11 protein-coding genes are annotated in these 16616 nt (G+C 56.6%); 3 read left to right on the forward strand and 8 right to left on the reverse strand.

What is annotated here, in order from left to right; translation table 11 throughout:
* Positions 1-16: 16 nt before the first annotated feature.
* From fusA to ABY734_RS07725, 3 genes are all read right to left on the reverse strand, one after another.
* Positions 17-2107 (reverse strand): elongation factor G, encoded by a 2091-nt coding sequence (gene fusA / locus ABY734_RS07715; RefSeq protein ID WP_372778394.1) that lies wholly within the window; start codon positions 2105-2107, stop codon positions 17-19.
* Between the two features lie 164 nt (positions 2108-2271).
* On the reverse strand, positions 2272-4527 hold the full coding sequence (locus tag ABY734_RS07720; RefSeq protein WP_372778395.1) for a TonB-dependent receptor: 2256 nt from the start codon (positions 4525-4527) through the stop codon (positions 2272-2274).
* Entirely contained in the window at positions 4524-5399 is an 876-nt protein-coding gene (locus ABY734_RS07725; protein ID WP_372778396.1) for a DUF1295 domain-containing protein, read from the reverse strand. Before ABY734_RS07725 ends, ABY734_RS07720 begins: the two co-directional genes overlap by 4 nt.
* A gap of 169 nt (positions 5400-5568) precedes the next feature.
* Here ABY734_RS07725 and ABY734_RS07730 point away from each other — a divergent pair, with 169 nt between their 5' ends.
* A complete protein-coding gene (locus tag ABY734_RS07730; protein ID WP_372778397.1) occupies positions 5569-6747 on the forward strand; it encodes a hydroxymethylglutaryl-CoA reductase in 1179 nt (392 codons plus the stop codon).
* 12 nt (positions 6748-6759) lie between these two features.
* Here ABY734_RS07730 and ABY734_RS07735 read toward each other — a convergent pair whose 3' ends face one another.
* The 3 genes from ABY734_RS07735 to ABY734_RS07745 form a co-directional block, all read right to left on the reverse strand.
* Positions 6760-7824 carry a Glu/Leu/Phe/Val dehydrogenase gene (locus tag ABY734_RS07735; RefSeq protein WP_372778398.1) on the reverse strand — a complete coding sequence of 355 codons (1065 nt, stop codon included), beginning with the start codon at positions 7822-7824 and terminating at the stop codon, positions 6760-6762.
* A gap of 9 nt (positions 7825-7833) precedes the next feature.
* Entirely contained in the window at positions 7834-11307 is a 3474-nt protein-coding gene (locus tag ABY734_RS07740; protein WP_372778399.1) for an indolepyruvate ferredoxin oxidoreductase family protein, read from the reverse strand.
* 172 nt (positions 11308-11479) lie between these two features.
* Positions 11480-13135: a 2-isopropylmalate synthase gene (locus ABY734_RS07745; RefSeq protein WP_372778400.1), complete on the reverse strand. Its 1656-nt coding sequence runs from the start codon at positions 13133-13135 to the stop codon at positions 11480-11482.
* Positions 13136-13428: 293 nt separating this feature from the next.
* Between ABY734_RS07745 and ABY734_RS07750 the strand changes: the two genes are divergently transcribed.
* Together ABY734_RS07750 and ABY734_RS07755 are read left to right on the forward strand one after the other, a co-directional pair.
* Positions 13429-13914 carry an Lrp/AsnC family transcriptional regulator gene (locus ABY734_RS07750; RefSeq protein WP_372778401.1) on the forward strand — a complete coding sequence of 162 codons (486 nt, stop codon included), beginning with the start codon at positions 13429-13431 and terminating at the stop codon, positions 13912-13914.
* Positions 13915-14045: 131 nt separating this feature from the next.
* Positions 14046-14738, forward strand: coding sequence for a hypothetical protein (locus ABY734_RS07755; RefSeq protein ID WP_372778402.1), 693 nt, complete (start codon positions 14046-14048; stop codon positions 14736-14738).
* Here the strand turns inward: ABY734_RS07755 and ABY734_RS07760 are convergent.
* Together ABY734_RS07760 and ABY734_RS07765 are read right to left on the reverse strand one after the other, a co-directional pair.
* Positions 14735-15466: a multiprotein-bridging factor 1 family protein gene (locus tag ABY734_RS07760; protein WP_372778403.1), complete on the reverse strand. Its 732-nt coding sequence runs from the start codon at positions 15464-15466 to the stop codon at positions 14735-14737. The genes ABY734_RS07755 and ABY734_RS07760 overlap by 4 nt on opposite strands.
* 138 nt (positions 15467-15604) lie before the next feature.
* A complete protein-coding gene (locus ABY734_RS07765; RefSeq protein ID WP_372778404.1) occupies positions 15605-16471 on the reverse strand; it encodes a trypsin-like peptidase domain-containing protein in 867 nt (288 codons plus the stop codon).
* Between the last annotated feature and the right edge of the window lie 145 nt (positions 16472-16616).

Below are 16616 nucleotides of genomic sequence, written 5' to 3' on the forward strand. Positions count from 1 at the left end.
GATAAGGGAAAGAGAATTACTTGGCTTTAGCAGCCGCTCTTTCTTTCACTTTGGCGATAACGGTTTCAGCAACATTAGCCGGGCAAGGCGCGTAGTGAGAGAACTCCATAGAGAACTGACCACGGCCTGAGGTCATGGTGCGCAGCGTGCTGATATAACCAAACATCTCAGACAGCGGCACGTCAGCCTTGACGCGAACACCGGTAGAGCTCGGTTCCTGACCGGAGATCATGCCGCGACGACGGTTCAGGTCACCGATAACATCACCCACGTGGTCTTCCGGACTGAAAACGTCAACCTTCATCACCGGCTCCAGCAGTTGCGGACCAGCTTTCGGCATGGACTGACGGAACGCGCCTTTGGCCGCAATTTCGAAGGCGATCGCCGACGAGTCAACGGCGTGGTAAGCACCGTCATGCAGGTTGATATTAACGTCCAGAACCGGGAATCCCGCCAGCGGGCCGGTTTCCATCATGGACTTAAAGCCTTTCTCGATCGCCGGGAAGAATTCCTTCGGAACGTTACCGCCCACTACCGTGCTGGTGAAGGTGAAGCCAGTGTTGGGCTCGCCGGGCTCGATGGTGTAGTCGATCTTACCGTACTGACCGGAACCACCAGACTGCTTCTTGTGGGTGTAGCTGTCTTCGATACGCTGGGTAATGGTTTCGCGGTAGGCAACCTGAGGCTGACCCACTTCCAGCTCAACGCCGTAAGTACGCTTGAGAATGTCGACTTTGATGTCCAGATGAAGTTCGCCCATCCCCTTAAGAATGGTTTCACCGGAATCTTCGTCAGTCTCTACGCGGAAGGTGGGGTCTTCGGCGACCATCTTGCCGATGGCAATACCCATTTTCTCGGTCGAGCCCTTGTCTTTCGGCGCAACAGAGATAGAGATAACCGGCTCAGGGAAGACCATCGCTTCCAGCGTACAGGGGTGATCCTGGTCGCACAGCGTATGACCGGTCTGAACGTTTTTCATACCAACGATGGCGATAATGTCACCGGCGTGGGCATAGCTCAGCTCGTTGCGCTCATCGGCCTGCATTTCACACATACGGCCAATACGCTCGGTTTTCCCGGTAAAGGAGTTGAGGATGGTGTCACCCTTGCGAAGCTCGCCGGAGTAGATGCGCACAAAGGTCAGGGCGCCAAAACGGTCGTCCATGATTTTGAACGCCAGAGCGCGGAAAGGCTCATCGGCAGACACAATGGCGTGCTCGCCAGTCGGGTTACCCTCTTCATCAGTCAGAGGCTGAGGGTTAACTTCGGTCGGGCTCGGCAGGTAGTCGACAACCGCATCCAGCAGCAGCTGCATACCTTTGTTTTTGAAGGCAGAACCACAATAGGTGGGGAAGAAGGCCAGTTCCAGTGTACCTTTGCGGATACAACGCTTGATGTCATCAATGGAGGGCTCTTCACCTTCCATGTAGGCCATCATCAGGTCGTCGTCCATTTCGACGGCAGTCTCAATCAGCTGCTCGCGGTACATGGCAACGTCGTCCGCCATATCGGCAGGTACGTCGGTTACTTCGTAGTTTTCCGGCTGACCGCTTTCATCCCAGATATAGGCTTTGTTGCTCAGCAGGTCGACAACGCCCTTGAACTGATCTTCACGGCCAATGGGCAGGGTCATGATCAGCGGGTTGGCACCCAGAACTTTTTTAACCTGGTCAGTAACACGCAGGAAGTCTGCGCCGATACGGTCCAGTTTGTTAACAAAGATCAGGCGGGATACTTTGGAATCGTTGGCATAACGCCAGTTGGTTTCGGACTGGGGCTCAACACCGCCAGAGCCACAGAAAACACCAATACCACCATCCAGCACCTTCAGTGAACGATAAACTTCGACAGTGAAGTCAACGTGTCCTGGGGTGTCGATGATGTTCAGGCGGTGGCCACTCCACTCACAGGTAACAGCAGCTGACTGGATGGTAATACCACGCTCAGCTTCCTGCTCCATAAAGTCGGTGGTTGATTCACCTTCGTGAACCTCACCAAGTTTGTGGATTTTACCCGTGAGCTTGAGGATACGCTCAGTGGTGGTGGTTTTTCCGGCATCAACGTGGGCGAAAATACCGATGTTGCGGTATAAAGATAAGTCAGTCACGGCGCTCTCTAAAGTTAAACTGGGTTAAAAATGGGCGCCTACGATACTCGAAGTGAGAAAAAATTTCTCGTCTATTTGCTCGATTAGCCTCATTTCCAGCAAATTTTTGTCGAAATCGCGCCTCAGACCGGCCCTGAGCCGATTATGACACCCCGCTCCGGCATTCAGAAATCAAAACGCAGCGTCAGATCCAGCTGTCGGGGCGCAATAGCCCGGCCAAAGTGGGCGCCGGTCAGGGTGGGAATATCGCCACTGCCATCCAGCGCATGCTCGTCGGTAGCATTGCGCACAAAAGCCTGCAGTGACCAGCGCTCGTCGATATCCGCCAGCCGCGCCCTCAGATTGAAGGTGGTATAGGCACCCTGCCGGTCGATGGGGTCCTGGTCGGGCTGCAGCAGTTTTTCATCCTCAAACAGCACATCCACGCCCACCAGCCAGGTCAGCGGCCAATCGAACAGCTGATTGTCATAGTTCAGGCTCAAGCTGCTCTTCCAGAAGGGGGCAAATGACAGGTGCTCGTCGGTCAGATCACAGGGCGGCTCTTCGCCGGCCGGACAGGGGCCATTTTCGTAATCGGTAAAGCGCGCATCCAGATAGGCCACGGAGAAATTGCCCGACACCCCAAATTCAGTAACAAAGGCGGCATCCAGCTCCGCACCGGAAGAGATGGCGCCAGCGGCATTTGAAATACGGCTGACATTGCCCTCGAAGATGGTCAGCTGGAGATCCTCAAACTCGGTGCGGAAAACAGCCAGATTCAATGTCGCCGAGCCGCCGAACAAACGTGTTTTAACGCCACCCTCATAGGTAATCGAGCTTTCAGGTTCGACTTCAGCAATCTCTGCCCGGACAGCAGAGCCGCTGTAGCCGCCGCCCTTGAAGCCCTCGGCCGCACTGGCGTATACCGTTAACTCATCGCTGGGGATCCAGCTCAGTGAAAGCTTGGGGTCGATATCGCGATCGACCCGGCGGTCGATCAGTCGGTACTCCTCCGCGGTAACCAGCTGAGTAAAGACCGGGCCATCAGCATCCGTACCGCCAGTGAAGAGCTTCAGTGTCTGGTCGACGGTTTTCTCTTCGCGGGAAAACCGCAGCCCGGCAGTGAGCGTCCACTCCGGCGAGAAATGCCAGCTCGCCTGGCCGTAGACTGCGCGACTGCTGCCTTCCTGAAATCCGTTTATCAACAGGCGCTCGCCGGGCTCATCCCCTACGACCGGAGCCAGCAGCGAGGTCAGCCCACCCAGACTCCCGCCGGTAGCGGCCAGACCGTTCGCCAGCGCCAGGGGGTCTGGGGCAGCATCGATAATGACCTGAATGGCGGTTTCGCTCTCTGCGGCGTAGATACCGGCTACGTAATCCAGCTTCCCGTCAAACAGGCCCAGCGGTGATACCACACGCAGCTCAACGCTATCCTGCTCGTAATCCTCGCCGTTGAGGAAAAACAGCAGCGGGATCGGTGAAAAATCGAGGTCTGTGCGGGATTCCTCTTCAATTTCACTGCGCGCGGCAATCAGGGATACCTCGTGCTCCCAAAGGCTTGCATTAAGCCGCAGATCCAGCTTGCTGCCATCCTGCTCGGTTTCGGCCGGGAAGTTCTGAGAACTCTGAAAATCCGTAACATCGCGCTCCACCTGCGGATCGTAAAACTGCATCAACTGAAACTGCTCGTCAGATGCCGTCATCAGCTGAAAGCTTCCGAGCCTGAAAAACTGCTCGGTCTGCGCTGCTGCCAAGGTCACATCCAGCCAATCCAGTGCATCCCAGCGCACCTGTATTCGGCTGGATTCTGCGTCAGTGCTGCCCTCGTCTCGATCCAGGGTCGTGTTGTAAACGGGGCCGTCGCGCTCATTCGACATAATAGCGGCGCGCACTGCCAGCCGGTCTCCCACCGGCAGATTGCCCGCCAGGGTATATTTCTTCAGGTTTTCATCACCGCCACTGACCGAGCCGCTGAGCGATAGATCCTGAGTCGGCTGTACCGAGCGTATGCTGATCGCCCCGGAAATGGTGTTCTTGCCAAACAGGGTTCCCTGTGGGCCGCGCAGGATTTCCACGCTCTGCACGTCGAGAAAGGCCGCATCGAGAAAGGCCAGACGCCCGACATAGACCCCATCCAGAAAAAGGCCGGCGGAATGCTCAAAGCCCTTGTCAAAGGGCGAGCCGAGGCCACGCACCCGCAGGGAGGTAAAGGGCGGGTGGCTGTAAACACTGAGGTTGGGGGTGAATACCGCGATGTCTGCCATATCTTCCATGTTGGCGTCGCGCATCATCTGAGCATCCACCGCGACTACCGAAATTGGCACATCTTGCAGACTCTCCTCCCGTTTCTGGGCGGTCACCATGACCTCCTCCAGCACAGGTTTGGCTAGTAGCGTCTGCGACGTGAACACAAACGCAACGAGAGATAGCAGTTTTTTCATCGGGGAGGCCTTGGCAACAGAACGGGAACATCGCGCTTGTAGCGCTGGTACTCGGGGTCATCACCCCACTTTTCGTCGCCGCGTTTTTCCAGCAGCGGAACCCCGCTGACCTTGGTCAACAAGAAAATCACAAACAGCGGTGAGATCAAGGCCAGCCACTGCCAGCCTTGAAACTCCGGCGCAGCAATAACCGTTACACCTATCCAAAGAAGAATTTCACCGAAGTAGTTGGGGTGACGCGACCAGCGCCAGAGCCCGACATTGACAAAGCGACCACGATTCGCGGGATCACTATTGAAAGCGGATTTTTGTGCGTCCGCCGTTGCTTCGAATATGAAGCCAACCACCCACAGCAGGCAACCGATAAGCGCCACTGCACCAAGCGGCTTCGGGTCTGGCGAGGATATCGCGACCAGCGCCGCCAGCAACGTAATAAAGACCCACAGGCCCTGCAGCGTCCAGGTTACAAGAAAGCGCGGCCAGCGGGTCTTGATCTCATCAAAGCGACCGTCTTTGCCCGCTTTTCTGATACGCCGAAACAAGAACGAGCCAAGCCGAAGCGCCCAGATCGACACCAACCCCGCCAGCAAGAGGGCGCGCGCCGAGGGGTCTGAATCCGTCAAGGTAGACACTGCCACTACAACAACGAGCAGGTAAGTCAGGCTGCCCGTGAGGTCATAATAGATTTCGGTCTGGGTAAAGTAAGAAGGAATAAACACCAGCCACTGAATCACCAGCGCCAGCATCGCCAGCCCTGCCAGCGCCGGCATACCAAACAGTTGCTTGTCGCTGCCATCCACAACCAACGACAAACCCAACGCTACAGCAACGCCAATACCGATTACGACCAGCGCTCTGAGGATTGCCCCCATCTGCGTTTCCCCTCAAAAAAGTTATTATTTACGAAACAATAGATCATCTGGATCAACAACGCCAAGAACCAAAGCCGGCGACCAAAGCTGAATTGAACATCTTTTGCTTGCAGGCGCAGCGAGCTGCAAGGTAAAAGTGACAGACACTCAGAGCGAGGAATGCGACGATATGAGCGACGACCGCAAAATTCCCAGACTAAAAGACAACAACTACAGCGAAGAGGCGGCCCAGCTGCGCCGCGACTTCCTGACGAAAAAGACCGGCGCGGCGCTGGAGCATACCGGCCACTATTCCCTGCCCCCGGAATCTGTGGCCGGCAACACCGAGAATTTTATCGGTGTGGTACAGATGCCGGTGGGTGTAGCCGGTCCCTATCTGATCAACGGCGAACACGCCCAGGGCGAATTCTATATACCGCTGGCCACAACCGAGGGCACTCTGGTGGCCTCCTATTCACGAGGGATGCGGGTCGTATCAGAATCGGGCGGCGTGTCGGTAAGCGTGGTGGACGAGTTTATGCAACGCGCACCGCTGTTTGAATTTGCCACCGCCCGCGAGGCAATTGCATTCTCCCGCTGGCTCGATAAAGAGTACGACGCCATAAAGGCCCAGGCCGAAAGCAGCAGCTCGGTCGCCAAACTGCAGCACATCCAGAAGTGGGTAATCGCCAACAAACTGTTTACACGATTTAACTACACCACCGGTGATGCCGCTGGGCAAAATATGACCGGCAAGGCAACCCATGTGGCCTGCCAGTGGATTCTGAAAAACTACGACGGTGCCTTCACCAATTTTTCGCTGTCCGGCGGCATTGAAACCGACAAAAAACACTCGCACATGAATCTGCTGCACCCGCGCGGCAAGCGCGTGGTGGCAGAGGCGGTGATAAAGAAGGATATCCTGCTCAATTCCATGCGCGCTGACCCGGCGAAGATGGTCAAGCTGCGCCAGCGCACGATTCTCGGAAGCCTGCTGGCAGGCTCTGCCTACAACGGCCCCCATTCGGCCAACGGGATCGCCTCGCTGTTTATCGCCACCGGGCAGGACGAGGCCAATGTGGTTGAGTCCCACACCGGTATCGCCTTTATGGAACTCACCGACGACGGTGACCTGTACTACTCCGTCACCCTGCCCTCGATCATTTGCGCGACCTATGGCGGCGGCACAGGCCTCGCCACTCAGCGCGAATGTCTTAAGATGATGGACTGCTACGGCAAGGGCAAGGCGAAAAAGCTGGCGGAAATTATTGGTGCGACTGTACTGGCGGGCGACCTGTCACTGGCCGCCGCCATTGTGTCGGATGAATGGGTTTCAAGCCACGACCAGCTGGGGCGCAATCGTCCCTGACAAGACCGGTTTTCAGGCAGGGACACGCAAGCTGGATTTGTCACCCTGCTTGAAAATCGACTCCGCCATAGATTCGGCCACCGAATGGGTAGAGCGCTGCTCGTGTTCGGCACGCTGAAATATTTGGGTGAGGACCTCGCCGATCTGCTCGACGTGCCGCTCGCTTTTCTCGGCACTAGCTCCCTGCTGCTGATAGTACACATCAATAATGCCACCGGCGTTGATTACAAAATCCGGGGCGTAGAGCACGCCCCGCTGACGCAGATGCTCGGCCTGACCGGCAGTTTGCAGCTGGTTGTTAGCGGCACCGGCCACAATATCCGCTCGCAGTTTATCGATAACCTCATCAGTAAGTACCGCTCCCATCGCGCAGGGCGCGAGAATATCGCAGCGAACACCCAGTACATCTTCCGGCGCTATCACCCTGGCACCCAGCCGTTCGGCGCGCGACAGATTCGCTGCATTGACATCGGCTACGATAACGTCAGCACCCTGGCGCAACAGGCGTTCAGCCAGATGACAGCCGACGGAGCCCACACCCTGAATGGCGACGCGTACGCCTTTTAATGAATCACTTCCTCGTTGAAAACGCAGGGCCGCGCGGATACCGCAATACACACCGTAAGCCGTGTAGGGCGAGGGATCACCACCAAAGCGCTGGCGGCTTGTGACTCCCGACACAAAGGCAGTCTGCTCGCCAATAACTTTCATATCGGCCACGCTGGTACCCGAGTCTTCAGCGGTGATATAGCGCCCGCCCAGACTGTCTATAAAGCGCCCCATGGCCAACAACAGCTCTCGGCTCTTGTGCCGATGCGAATCGCCCAAAATAACGGCTTTACCGCCACCCAGCGGCAACCCCGCCAGTGCAGACTTGTAGGTCATCCCACGGGACAAGCGCAGCACATCATCCAGCGCCGCCTCGTCGCTCACATAGGGGAACATGCGGCAGCCGCCGACAGCAGGGCCTAAGTTGGAATTGTGCACGGCGACAATGGCTTTTAAACCGCTATCGGCATCGTTATGAAAGGCAACCAGCTCGTGCTGATCATAGGATTGCGCACTGAATACTGACATAACTCTCTCCTAGGCCGCTGAGTCGACTTCAACCAGGTGTACGATGTCACCCCAGTACTGCTTTTTGAGTTGTGCTTCACGCAGCTGGTACTGATCAATGGCCGCGTCTTTGATGTAGCCAAAGCCCCGTATGTTTTGCACCAACTCAGCACGCTCAATGGCGAGCTGCAGACGGTCCGGAGTCAGCCCCGACAGAATGTCGTCAATAACCGCCTCAAACTCGCCAATCAAAGCGCGTTCGCGTTTGCGCTCCTGGCTGTAGCCGAAGATATCCCAGCGCGAACCGCGCAGGTGCTTGAAGCGGGCCAGCACTCGAAATAGCGGCAGCATCCATTTGGAAAAAACCTGTTTTTTTGGCAGCCCGGTATCCGGGTCTTTCTTCGATAACAGCGGCGGTGCCATATGAAATTTCAGGCTGTAATTACCGGCAAAGGTTTCTTCCAGGGCCTGCGTGAAGGACTTGTCAGAAAACAGTCGCGCCACTTCATACTCATCCTTGTAGGCCATCACTTTATGCAGTGCTTTGGCCACTGCCCTGCTCAGGGGAAGATCACCCCCGCCACTGAGCGCAGCTTCGGCGGTCTGCACGCGCGCCACCTGATCGCGATACCGCCGGGCATAAGCCGCATCCTGATACTCCGCCAGATGCGTCGCTCTGTAATCCACAATCTCGTCGAGGGTCTCAAGAGGCTTCCAGCGCGGCCCAGCCACCCCCGCCAGTTGTTTGACCTTGTCTGGGGTAACAACACAGCGCCGACCCCAGAGAAAGGCCTGCCGATTAAAGTCCACCGCAACACCATTGAGTGCGATAGCCTCATTGATGGCTTCGGCACTGACCGGGATATACCCCTTCTGATAGGCGTAGCCGAGCATGAAAAAGTTGGTTGCGACCGCATCGCCCAGCAGGTGCGTTGCAATGTCGGTGGCCTCAATAAAACTGACTTTGTTTTCGCCCACTTCCTCGCGCAGTATCTGCCGCATGGACGCCAGCGGAAACTGAGCGTCGGGGTTATAGACAAACTCTGCAGTCGGCGCTTCGGTTTCGTTGATCACGGCAAAGGTCCGCTCGACGTTTACCTTGGCGATCGCCTCATCACTGGTACTGACCACCAGATCGCAACCCAGAAGCAGGTCCGCGTCCCCCGCCGGGATGCGCACGGCATTGATGTCGTCCTGACGCTGGGCAACCCGCAGATGGCTGACGACGGGGCCGAACTTCTGTGCCAGACCGGTCTGGTTCATCGTGGCACAGCCCTTCCCTTCAATATGAGCGGCCATGGCCAGCACGGCGTTGACCGTCAGCACGCCGGTGCCGCCCACGCCAGTCACCACGATATTCCAGGGCCTTTCGAGCGCCGGACGAGTTGGTTCCGGCAATTCGGCAAAGCCCTCCGCACCTTCTGCGGCCTTGTTTTTGCGCAATGTTCCGCCTATCACCGAAACAAAACTCGGACAGAAGCCTTCGACACAGGAGTAGTCCTTGTTGCAGGCGCTCTGGTCGATCTGGCGCTTGCGCCCCAGTTCGGTTTCTTTGGGAATGACGGAAAGGCAGTTGGATTTTTTGCCACAATCGCCACAGCCCTCACACACCGCCTCGTTGATAAAAATGCGACGATCCGGGTCTTTCAGCAGGCCTTTTTTACGGCGGCGACGTTTTTCAGCGGCGCAGGTCTGCTCGTAGATAAGAATGGTGGTGCCGGGTATCTCACGCAGTTCTTTCTGCACTGCCATCAAGCGGTCGCGATGATCAAGCGTAATGTCTTCATCGCGCTTGAAGGAGAATTTCTCCGGTGCATCGGAGACCACCGCAATGCGTTTTACGCCTTCTCCGCGCAGTTGCAGAATGATTTGCTCCACACTCAGGGAGCCATCGACAGGCTGACCGCCGGTCATGGCCACTGCGTCGTTATAGAGAATCTTGTAGGTGATATTGACCCCGGAGGCGACCGCCTGGCGAATGGCCAGCAGGCCGGAATGGAAATAGGTACCGTCACCGAGATTCTGAAAAACATGCTTGTTGTCGGTGAAGTGGGCCTGCCCCACCCAGGTCACACCTTCGCCGCCCATCTGGGTGAAGGTTTTGGCCGGCCGGCTCTCCATAAAGGTGCTCATATAGTGACAGCCGATGCCGCCCAGCGCCTGACTGCCTTCCGGCACTTGCGTCGAGGTATTGTGGGGACAACCGGAACAATAGTGCGGCAGGCGCGCTATTTTGTTGCGTTTACTGGCCAGGGATTGTTCTTTCTGGGCGTAAAAACTCAGGCGCTTTTCAATCTCTTCGCTCTGGTAAAAACGGCGAATGCGCGAGGCGATGGCTCGCGCCACCATCGCTGGCGTCAGCTCACTCAGGTTCGGCAGCAAGTCGCGCCCCTGCTCATCAAACTCACCGATCACACGCGGGCGGCGTTCAACGGGCCAGTTGTAGAGCTGACCGGTCAGTTGGTCTTCAATAATGGAGCGTTTTTCCTCCACCACCAGAATTTCTTCCAGCCCTTCGGCAAAGCCGTGAGTTGCCACCGGCTCCAACGGCCAGGGCATGCCGACCTTGAACACGCGCAGCCCGATATCGGCGGCTGTGCGCTGGTCAATGCCCAAATCTTCCAGCGCTTGCAGCACATCCAGATAGCTTTTGCCGCTGGTGATAATGCCGAGCCGCGCCTTGGGGCTGTCTATCACTACCCTATTCAGATTGTTCACGCGGGCAAATTCCCGGGCCGCGTAGATTTTGAATTTGTTGAGTCGGCGCTCTTGCTCCAAGGGGTTGTCGGGGTGGCGAATGTGCACGCCACCGGGCGGCAATTCAAAACTGTCGGGAATAACAATATTGATACGATGCGGATCAATCTCGGCGGAAATGGCCGAGTCCATATTTTCAGTGATGGCCTTCAGCCCAACCCAGCAGCCGCTGTATCGGGAAAGCTCCCAGCCGTAGATGCCCAGATCCAGCACTTCCTGCACATTGGCCGGTGCCAGCACCGGCATGGACGCGCCCATAAACATGTGCTCGGACTGGTGCGGCAGGGTTGAGGATTTGGCCGCGTGGTCGTCCCCTGCCACCGCCAACACCCCGCCAAATTTTGCGGTACCGGCGGCATTGGCGTGCTTGATCACATCCATACTGCGATCAACGCCCGGCCCCTTGCCGTACCACATACCAAACACGCCGTCGTATTTAGCGCCGGGAAACAGGCCCACCTGCTGGCTGCCCCATACTGCGGTCGCCGCCAGATCCTCGTTTATGCCGGGCTGGAATTTGATGTTGTGCTTGTCGAGATATTTACCCGCCTTCCACAGAGCCTGATCAACGCCGCCGAGTGGTGAACCTCGGTAACCGGAAATAAAACCGGCGGTATTGAGCCCGGCCTCCAGATCGCGCTGGTGCTGCAGAATAGGCAGGCGAACCAAGGCCTCAATGCCGGTTAAATAGGCGCGAGTGGTATCAAGAGCGTATTTGTCGTCGAGGGAAACGGTGCGTAGGGCCATGACAGTGCGCTATCCAGAATGAGTTTCTGAAAATATAGCCTGCCTGCGTGAAGTAATTTATGTTAATTAGACGCATAAATTGCATATTGCTGAATTACTTATCCAAAATTAATCATCCAAAAGGATAATTAATTCTGGTTGAGGCCAGCGCAAGGCCGGCCCTCCCACCGCGTCAGGCGGCCTGACGAGCCGCCTGCTCGAATTGCCCCACCACCGACAACAAGGCCTGCAGCATCGCTGAGCTGGTATCCTCCCCGAGTGATGCGGCGGAGAAACTGCGGCCATCAATATCGGCGCGAATACAGGCCAATGCACTGGCATGGGTGCCACCTTCCACGGCGAACTCATTGTACTCCCCGATCTCAATAGCAGCGCCGGATTGGGCACTCACAGCCTGCACTACCGCCTCCAGCACCCCCTGGGCGACGCCGCTGAATTCCCGGCCGCCGGCCACCACCCGAGCCGATACACCGCTGTCGCCCCGGTGCAGATCGTAGTTTTCTAACTGCCAACCCTCGGGCACCGCGAGGTAGTGCTCGTCAAACAGACGGCGAATAGTCAGTGAATCAATTTCACCGCCCTGATCTTCCGCAGCCTTTTGCACCAGCCGCGAAAACTCCTGCTGCAGCCAGCGCGGCAGGTCGATGTTGTAGTCCCGCTCCAATACGTGTGCCACCCCCCCCTTGCCGGACTGACTGTTAATGCGGACCACCTCTTCGTAGCGACGACCGAGATCATGAGGGTCGATCGGCAGGTAGGCCACATTCCAGATATCGCCGTCCTGCCGCCTTACCAGACACTTGCGAATCGCATCCTGATGACTGCCGGAAAAGGCCGTAAAAACCAGTTCCCCCACATAGGGGTGGCGTGGATGAGTGGCGATATCCGTACAGCTTTCCACCACCTCACGAATTTCCGCCATATTTTCGAAATTGAGTTCGGGATCGACCCCCTGAGAGTAAAGATTCATGGCCATGGTAATCAGGTCCATATTCCCGGTGCGCTCACCATTACCCATCAAGGTGCCTTCGATGCGATCGGCGCCGGCCATCACCCCGAGCTCCGCCGCCGCCACCGCACAGCCGCGGTCGTTGTGGGTATGCAGGCAGATCGTGATATGTTCACGTTGCTGGACGCCCTCACAAACGCGCTCCACCTGATCGGCAAAAACATTGGGGCTGGACATTTCAACGGTGGCCGGCAGGTTGATAATCACTTCCTGCCCGTTTTTCGGCTGCCACACGGCATTGACCGCGTCGATAACTTCAATCGCGTAGTCGGTTTCAGTGCCGGTAAAACTTTCGGGAGAATACTGAAATACCCACTCAGTATCGGGGTATTTCGCGGCCTCTTCTTTCACCAGCCGGGCACCGGTAATGGCTATTTGTTTAATGCCTTCTTTGTCCATCGCGAAAACCTGCTCGCGCTGGACAACGGAGGTCGAATTGTAGACATGAACAATGGCGCGACGGGCCCCCTTTAAGGCTTCAAAACTGCGTTCGATCAATTCCGGGCGCGCCTGGGTGAGCACCTGAATGGTGACGTCGTCGGGTATGCGTTTTTCTTCAATCAACTTGCGACAAAAGTCGAAGTCCGGCTGGCTGGCCGAGGGAAAGCCGATTTCAATTTCCTTGCAACCCACCTTCACCAGCAAATCAAACATCCGCTGTTTCTGCGCCGGGCTCATGGGCTTTACCAGTGCCTGATTGCCATCGCGCAGGTCAACCGCACACCAGCGCGGGGCGCGATCGATGCGATTGTTTGGCCACTGCCGATCGGGCTTGTTCGGCACCTCGAAGCGGCGGTATTTGCGGTGGTCGAAAGACATGTCTGACTCCAGAAATTGTCGTATTGCGGATTTGCTGAACTATCGGGATTCTCCCGCCCGCCCCTTTCTGTGTGCAGGTAGAGGGCCGGGCGAAAGGCTCTGTGACAATGGCGCCGCAGGCTTGTGGCCCTTGCGCCCGCAGCGGTGATGTTTGCAACGCTGCGTTTGCCCTGTCAGATGGTGACTACTCTACGCCCATTGGCGCGCAATTTTCTTGCGAAATTGCTTTAAAAACCCATTTAACAGGCATACTATTTCAATATATCAAGATTAATTGGAATATATACCCTCTAATGAGTGAAGGCCTGATAAAACTAGATCGCATCGACCGTAGCATCCTCTCCCAATTGCAGGAAAACGGTGACCTCAGTAATACCGAGCTGGCCGAACGGGTCGGGCTCTCACCCTCGCCCTGCCTGAGGCGGGTGCGACTGCTGGAAGAGGCGGGTATCATCCTGCGCAAGGTTACGGTGCTGGACGCTAAAAAACTCGGCCTGTCGCTAACGGCCATGGTGCAAATCGGGATGGACCGCCACACCCCCGATCGCTTCGAAACCTTCGAAAAAACGGTCGCCGCCTACCCGGAAGTGCAATCCTGCTATCTGATAACCGGTCAGGATGCAGACTACCTGCTGCAGGTCATCGTGCCGGATATGGATGGCTACCAGTCGCTGCTGCTGGACCGGATTACCCGCATACCGGGGGTCACCGGAGTCCACTCCAGTTTTGTTATGCGCAAGGTGGTTGATCGGCAGGCTCTGCCCTTGAATTACATATAGCAAGCGGCTGTGCGGAGCGCTTTGCGGCTATCTTTGCGGTCACCATTGTGACTACTACGTATTGTCCGCTCTCCGGCTCCATGCACTAAATGTAGGCTCCACAACTTGCCGTATGGCGAACAGGAGCGCACATGGGCACGCAACGCGCAGACTTGGGGGCAGACCCCAGCCGCATTGGCGACCTGCTGGTCGCTGGAGCCTTTGTCTCGCGCCGGGAACTGGAAGTGGCTGTCGCGCTTGCAGAACGTCAACATCTGCCGCTCTGCCAGATACTGCAACGCCAGCAACGCCTCGATCGTCTCGAAAAAAACGCGCTTCTCAAGCTTCAGGCTAGTGTCCGGCAGGCTGCCAAACAAGGCTCGCCCCGCGCCGCAGACCTGCATTGTCGGCTGGGCGAATTACTGCTTTCAGACGGCCAGATTGATCCCGCGGAACTCCATGCCGCTCTGGAACAACAGAAGTCCGCGAAAACCCCGTTGGGGATGGTACTGCTGAAACGCGGCAGCATCAGCCTGCAGCGACTGACCCGCTTTCTGCGCCTGCAACAGAAACTGATCGCCGCCGGCAGCGCCGCTCTGCTCATGATGGGGTCCCCCTGTTTCGCCGATGCTCCCGGCGAAGGCTCGCTGGCCTGGGGCAGCGCTCAGGCTGCGATCAAAAAGGCCTCGCCCCATTCGCTCAGCAGCAACTGGCGCCGCCCCGGCTTGATGGAGACGATGACACCGGTGCGCTATGCGCCTGAGGACACGGTGTTTCGCAGCAAGAATGGCAAGATGGTTTTGCGCCTGACCGAAACCGGCGTGGAATTCCGGAAGTTTTTCTAGCCGCCCTTTTTTTTCTGGCTTTTCGCGCCTGAATTCTTTGATTTTTTCGCTGGCTTCTTTTTTTCAGAAGATTCCAGCACGTGCAAACTGAAGTCTACTGCCTTTTCCTGCAAGCCAATAAACAGCTCAAACTCACTGTCGCTCATATCACGCAATCGATCGTGTTTACGCAGCAAATTTACGTAGCGCCGCTCGCGCTCGTACTGCTTGGGCAGCTGTAGAATACCCAGATCATCCAGCCGCTGCTCCAGCGCCGGGTTGTAAGTGCGAACAAATTTCAGAATAAAAGGAATGGGATCGTGCCGGGCCACCAGCGCGGCAATCCGCAGAATCATATCGAAAGGCAGCGTTGCCCGGCCGCTTTCCACTTCCTGCAGTAACTCTTCGTCCTTAAGCCCCAGGATCTCTGCCAGCTCGTGAAGGTTCAGGCCCGCCACCTCGCGGGCATCCTTGAGAAACTCTCCCGCCTCGGCCATCGCCCGCAATCGCTCGGGGTCAAGCGACTTCATGTAAAGGTCTTTCAGCCAGTTGTCGGTGTACATCAAGGGGATCGCAGAGCCGGTTTTGACCACCTCAAACACGCTGGAGGTAATCAGCCCAGTGTAGTCCAGTAACTGATCTATCAGGGAGCTGCGCAGGCTTTCTTTCTGACCGCCACTCTCGGCGCCCTTCGTCGATGGTTTCCCGGCTTTTCCCTGCTGCGATTTACTGCCACTTTGTTCACTCACGGCTCACCTTTTTGCAGACTATTCGCGGTTTGTCTGTTTTGAGGATAGACCTTCTGGAGCCAGGTAGAAAGCAAAGCTGCAGCACTACCCGTCGCAATACAAGCGCGTCCACAACCGGAAATGATCAAGACCGGACTTTCAGGGAGAAAAAGCTGGCCAGGTCAGCAACTGGGTCGACGCGGGGATATGCCCACTGGCTTTGCCGTAGTTCAGGGCTCGCTCCAGACTGACGGCACCATTGCCAACTGTCGACGGGCCGAGGCTAACACCCACTGTGGTCAATACCGCCAGAGCCCGACCGTCTTCGTGCAGAATGGCACTGCCGCTGTCGCCTGGCAGCCCTGCATTATCAAAGGACACCCGATACGCCAGGCCACCCGCCAGTACTTCAGAAATCCGGCCTTCCTTCTCCTGCAAGTCCTGCACCCCGGAATGAAAGGAGGAACGCCCATAGCTGTAGACCGTATCGCCAACGCTGGCCACGCCATTGAACAAGGCCCTGGGACCGCCATAGGCAATGGCGGAGGGATGGACATTGTCGATGTCATCAACATGGATTCTGACCAGCGCAAAATCATTGAACTGGCACAGCTCAGAACCGGCGGTTTCACCGTTTTCCTGCATGGCAGTCCAGCTGGAGTATGCCAATTCACCGGGACGCGAGGCGTTTTCAATGGTAATGCCGCTGAAACCAATAGGCGCGCTGGAGGCATTGCAGGGGTTTACGCCGTTATTACTGTCATTGCTGAAACAGTGTGCGGCGACACCGATGTAGTAGTTCACCTCATTTGCGGCGTAAAGGAAGTTACTGGTGCAGGTACCGTAACCACGGGCGGTGATTTCCACACCCGGACGTATTTGTTGACTGGAGGGTTCACCAAATTCTCGGCTGACAGGCGTGGCTGAAGCCTCGTCGCCATCGGAACTGCTGGAATTACAGCCGGCCAACCCAACCACACCAGTTGCTATTAAGGTCGCCGTCAGCCCTAAACGTTTTTTTAGCATATCGCACAACCGCATTTTCTCTACTCAACTTCACCCTACCATCAGGAAAAGGGACGCACTCGGATTTTTTCTACCCACACTGTATTCTTTCCCAAAAAATCGGCACCATGTACTACATGCGAAGCGGGAAGACAGCTTCGCTTGC

The organism is Litorivivens sp., from assembly GCF_041624475.1.
Taxonomy (GTDB): domain Bacteria; phylum Pseudomonadota; class Gammaproteobacteria; order Pseudomonadales; family Spongiibacteraceae; genus Litorivivens.

Excerpts from the sequence above, each read along its gene's own strand:
- ABY734_RS07745 (WP_372778400.1), bottom strand. The coding sequence starts at position 13,135 with ATGTCTTTCGACCACCGCAAATACCGCCGCTTCGAGGTGCCGAACAAG.
- ABY734_RS07720 (WP_372778395.1), bottom strand. The coding sequence starts at position 4,527 with ATGAAAAAACTGCTATCTCTCGTTGCGTTTGTGTTCACGTCGCAGACG.
- ABY734_RS07750 (WP_372778401.1), top strand. The coding sequence starts at position 13,429 with ATGAGTGAAGGCCTGATAAAACTAGATCGCATCGACCGTAGCATCCTC.
- ABY734_RS07730 (WP_372778397.1), top strand. The coding sequence starts at position 5,569 with ATGAGCGACGACCGCAAAATTCCCAGACTAAAAGACAACAACTACAGC.
- ABY734_RS07740 (WP_372778399.1), bottom strand. The coding sequence starts at position 11,307 with ATGGCCCTACGCACCGTTTCCCTCGACGACAAATACGCTCTTGATACC.
- ABY734_RS07755 (WP_372778402.1), top strand. The coding sequence starts at position 14,046 with ATGGGCACGCAACGCGCAGACTTGGGGGCAGACCCCAGCCGCATTGGC.
- ABY734_RS07725 (WP_372778396.1), bottom strand. The coding sequence starts at position 5,399 with ATGGGGGCAATCCTCAGAGCGCTGGTCGTAATCGGTATTGGCGTTGCT.
- ABY734_RS07735 (WP_372778398.1), bottom strand. The coding sequence starts at position 7,824 with ATGTCAGTATTCAGTGCGCAATCCTATGATCAGCACGAGCTGGTTGCC.
- ABY734_RS07765 (WP_372778404.1), bottom strand. The coding sequence starts at position 16,471 with ATGCTAAAAAAACGTTTAGGGCTGACGGCGACCTTAATAGCAACTGGT.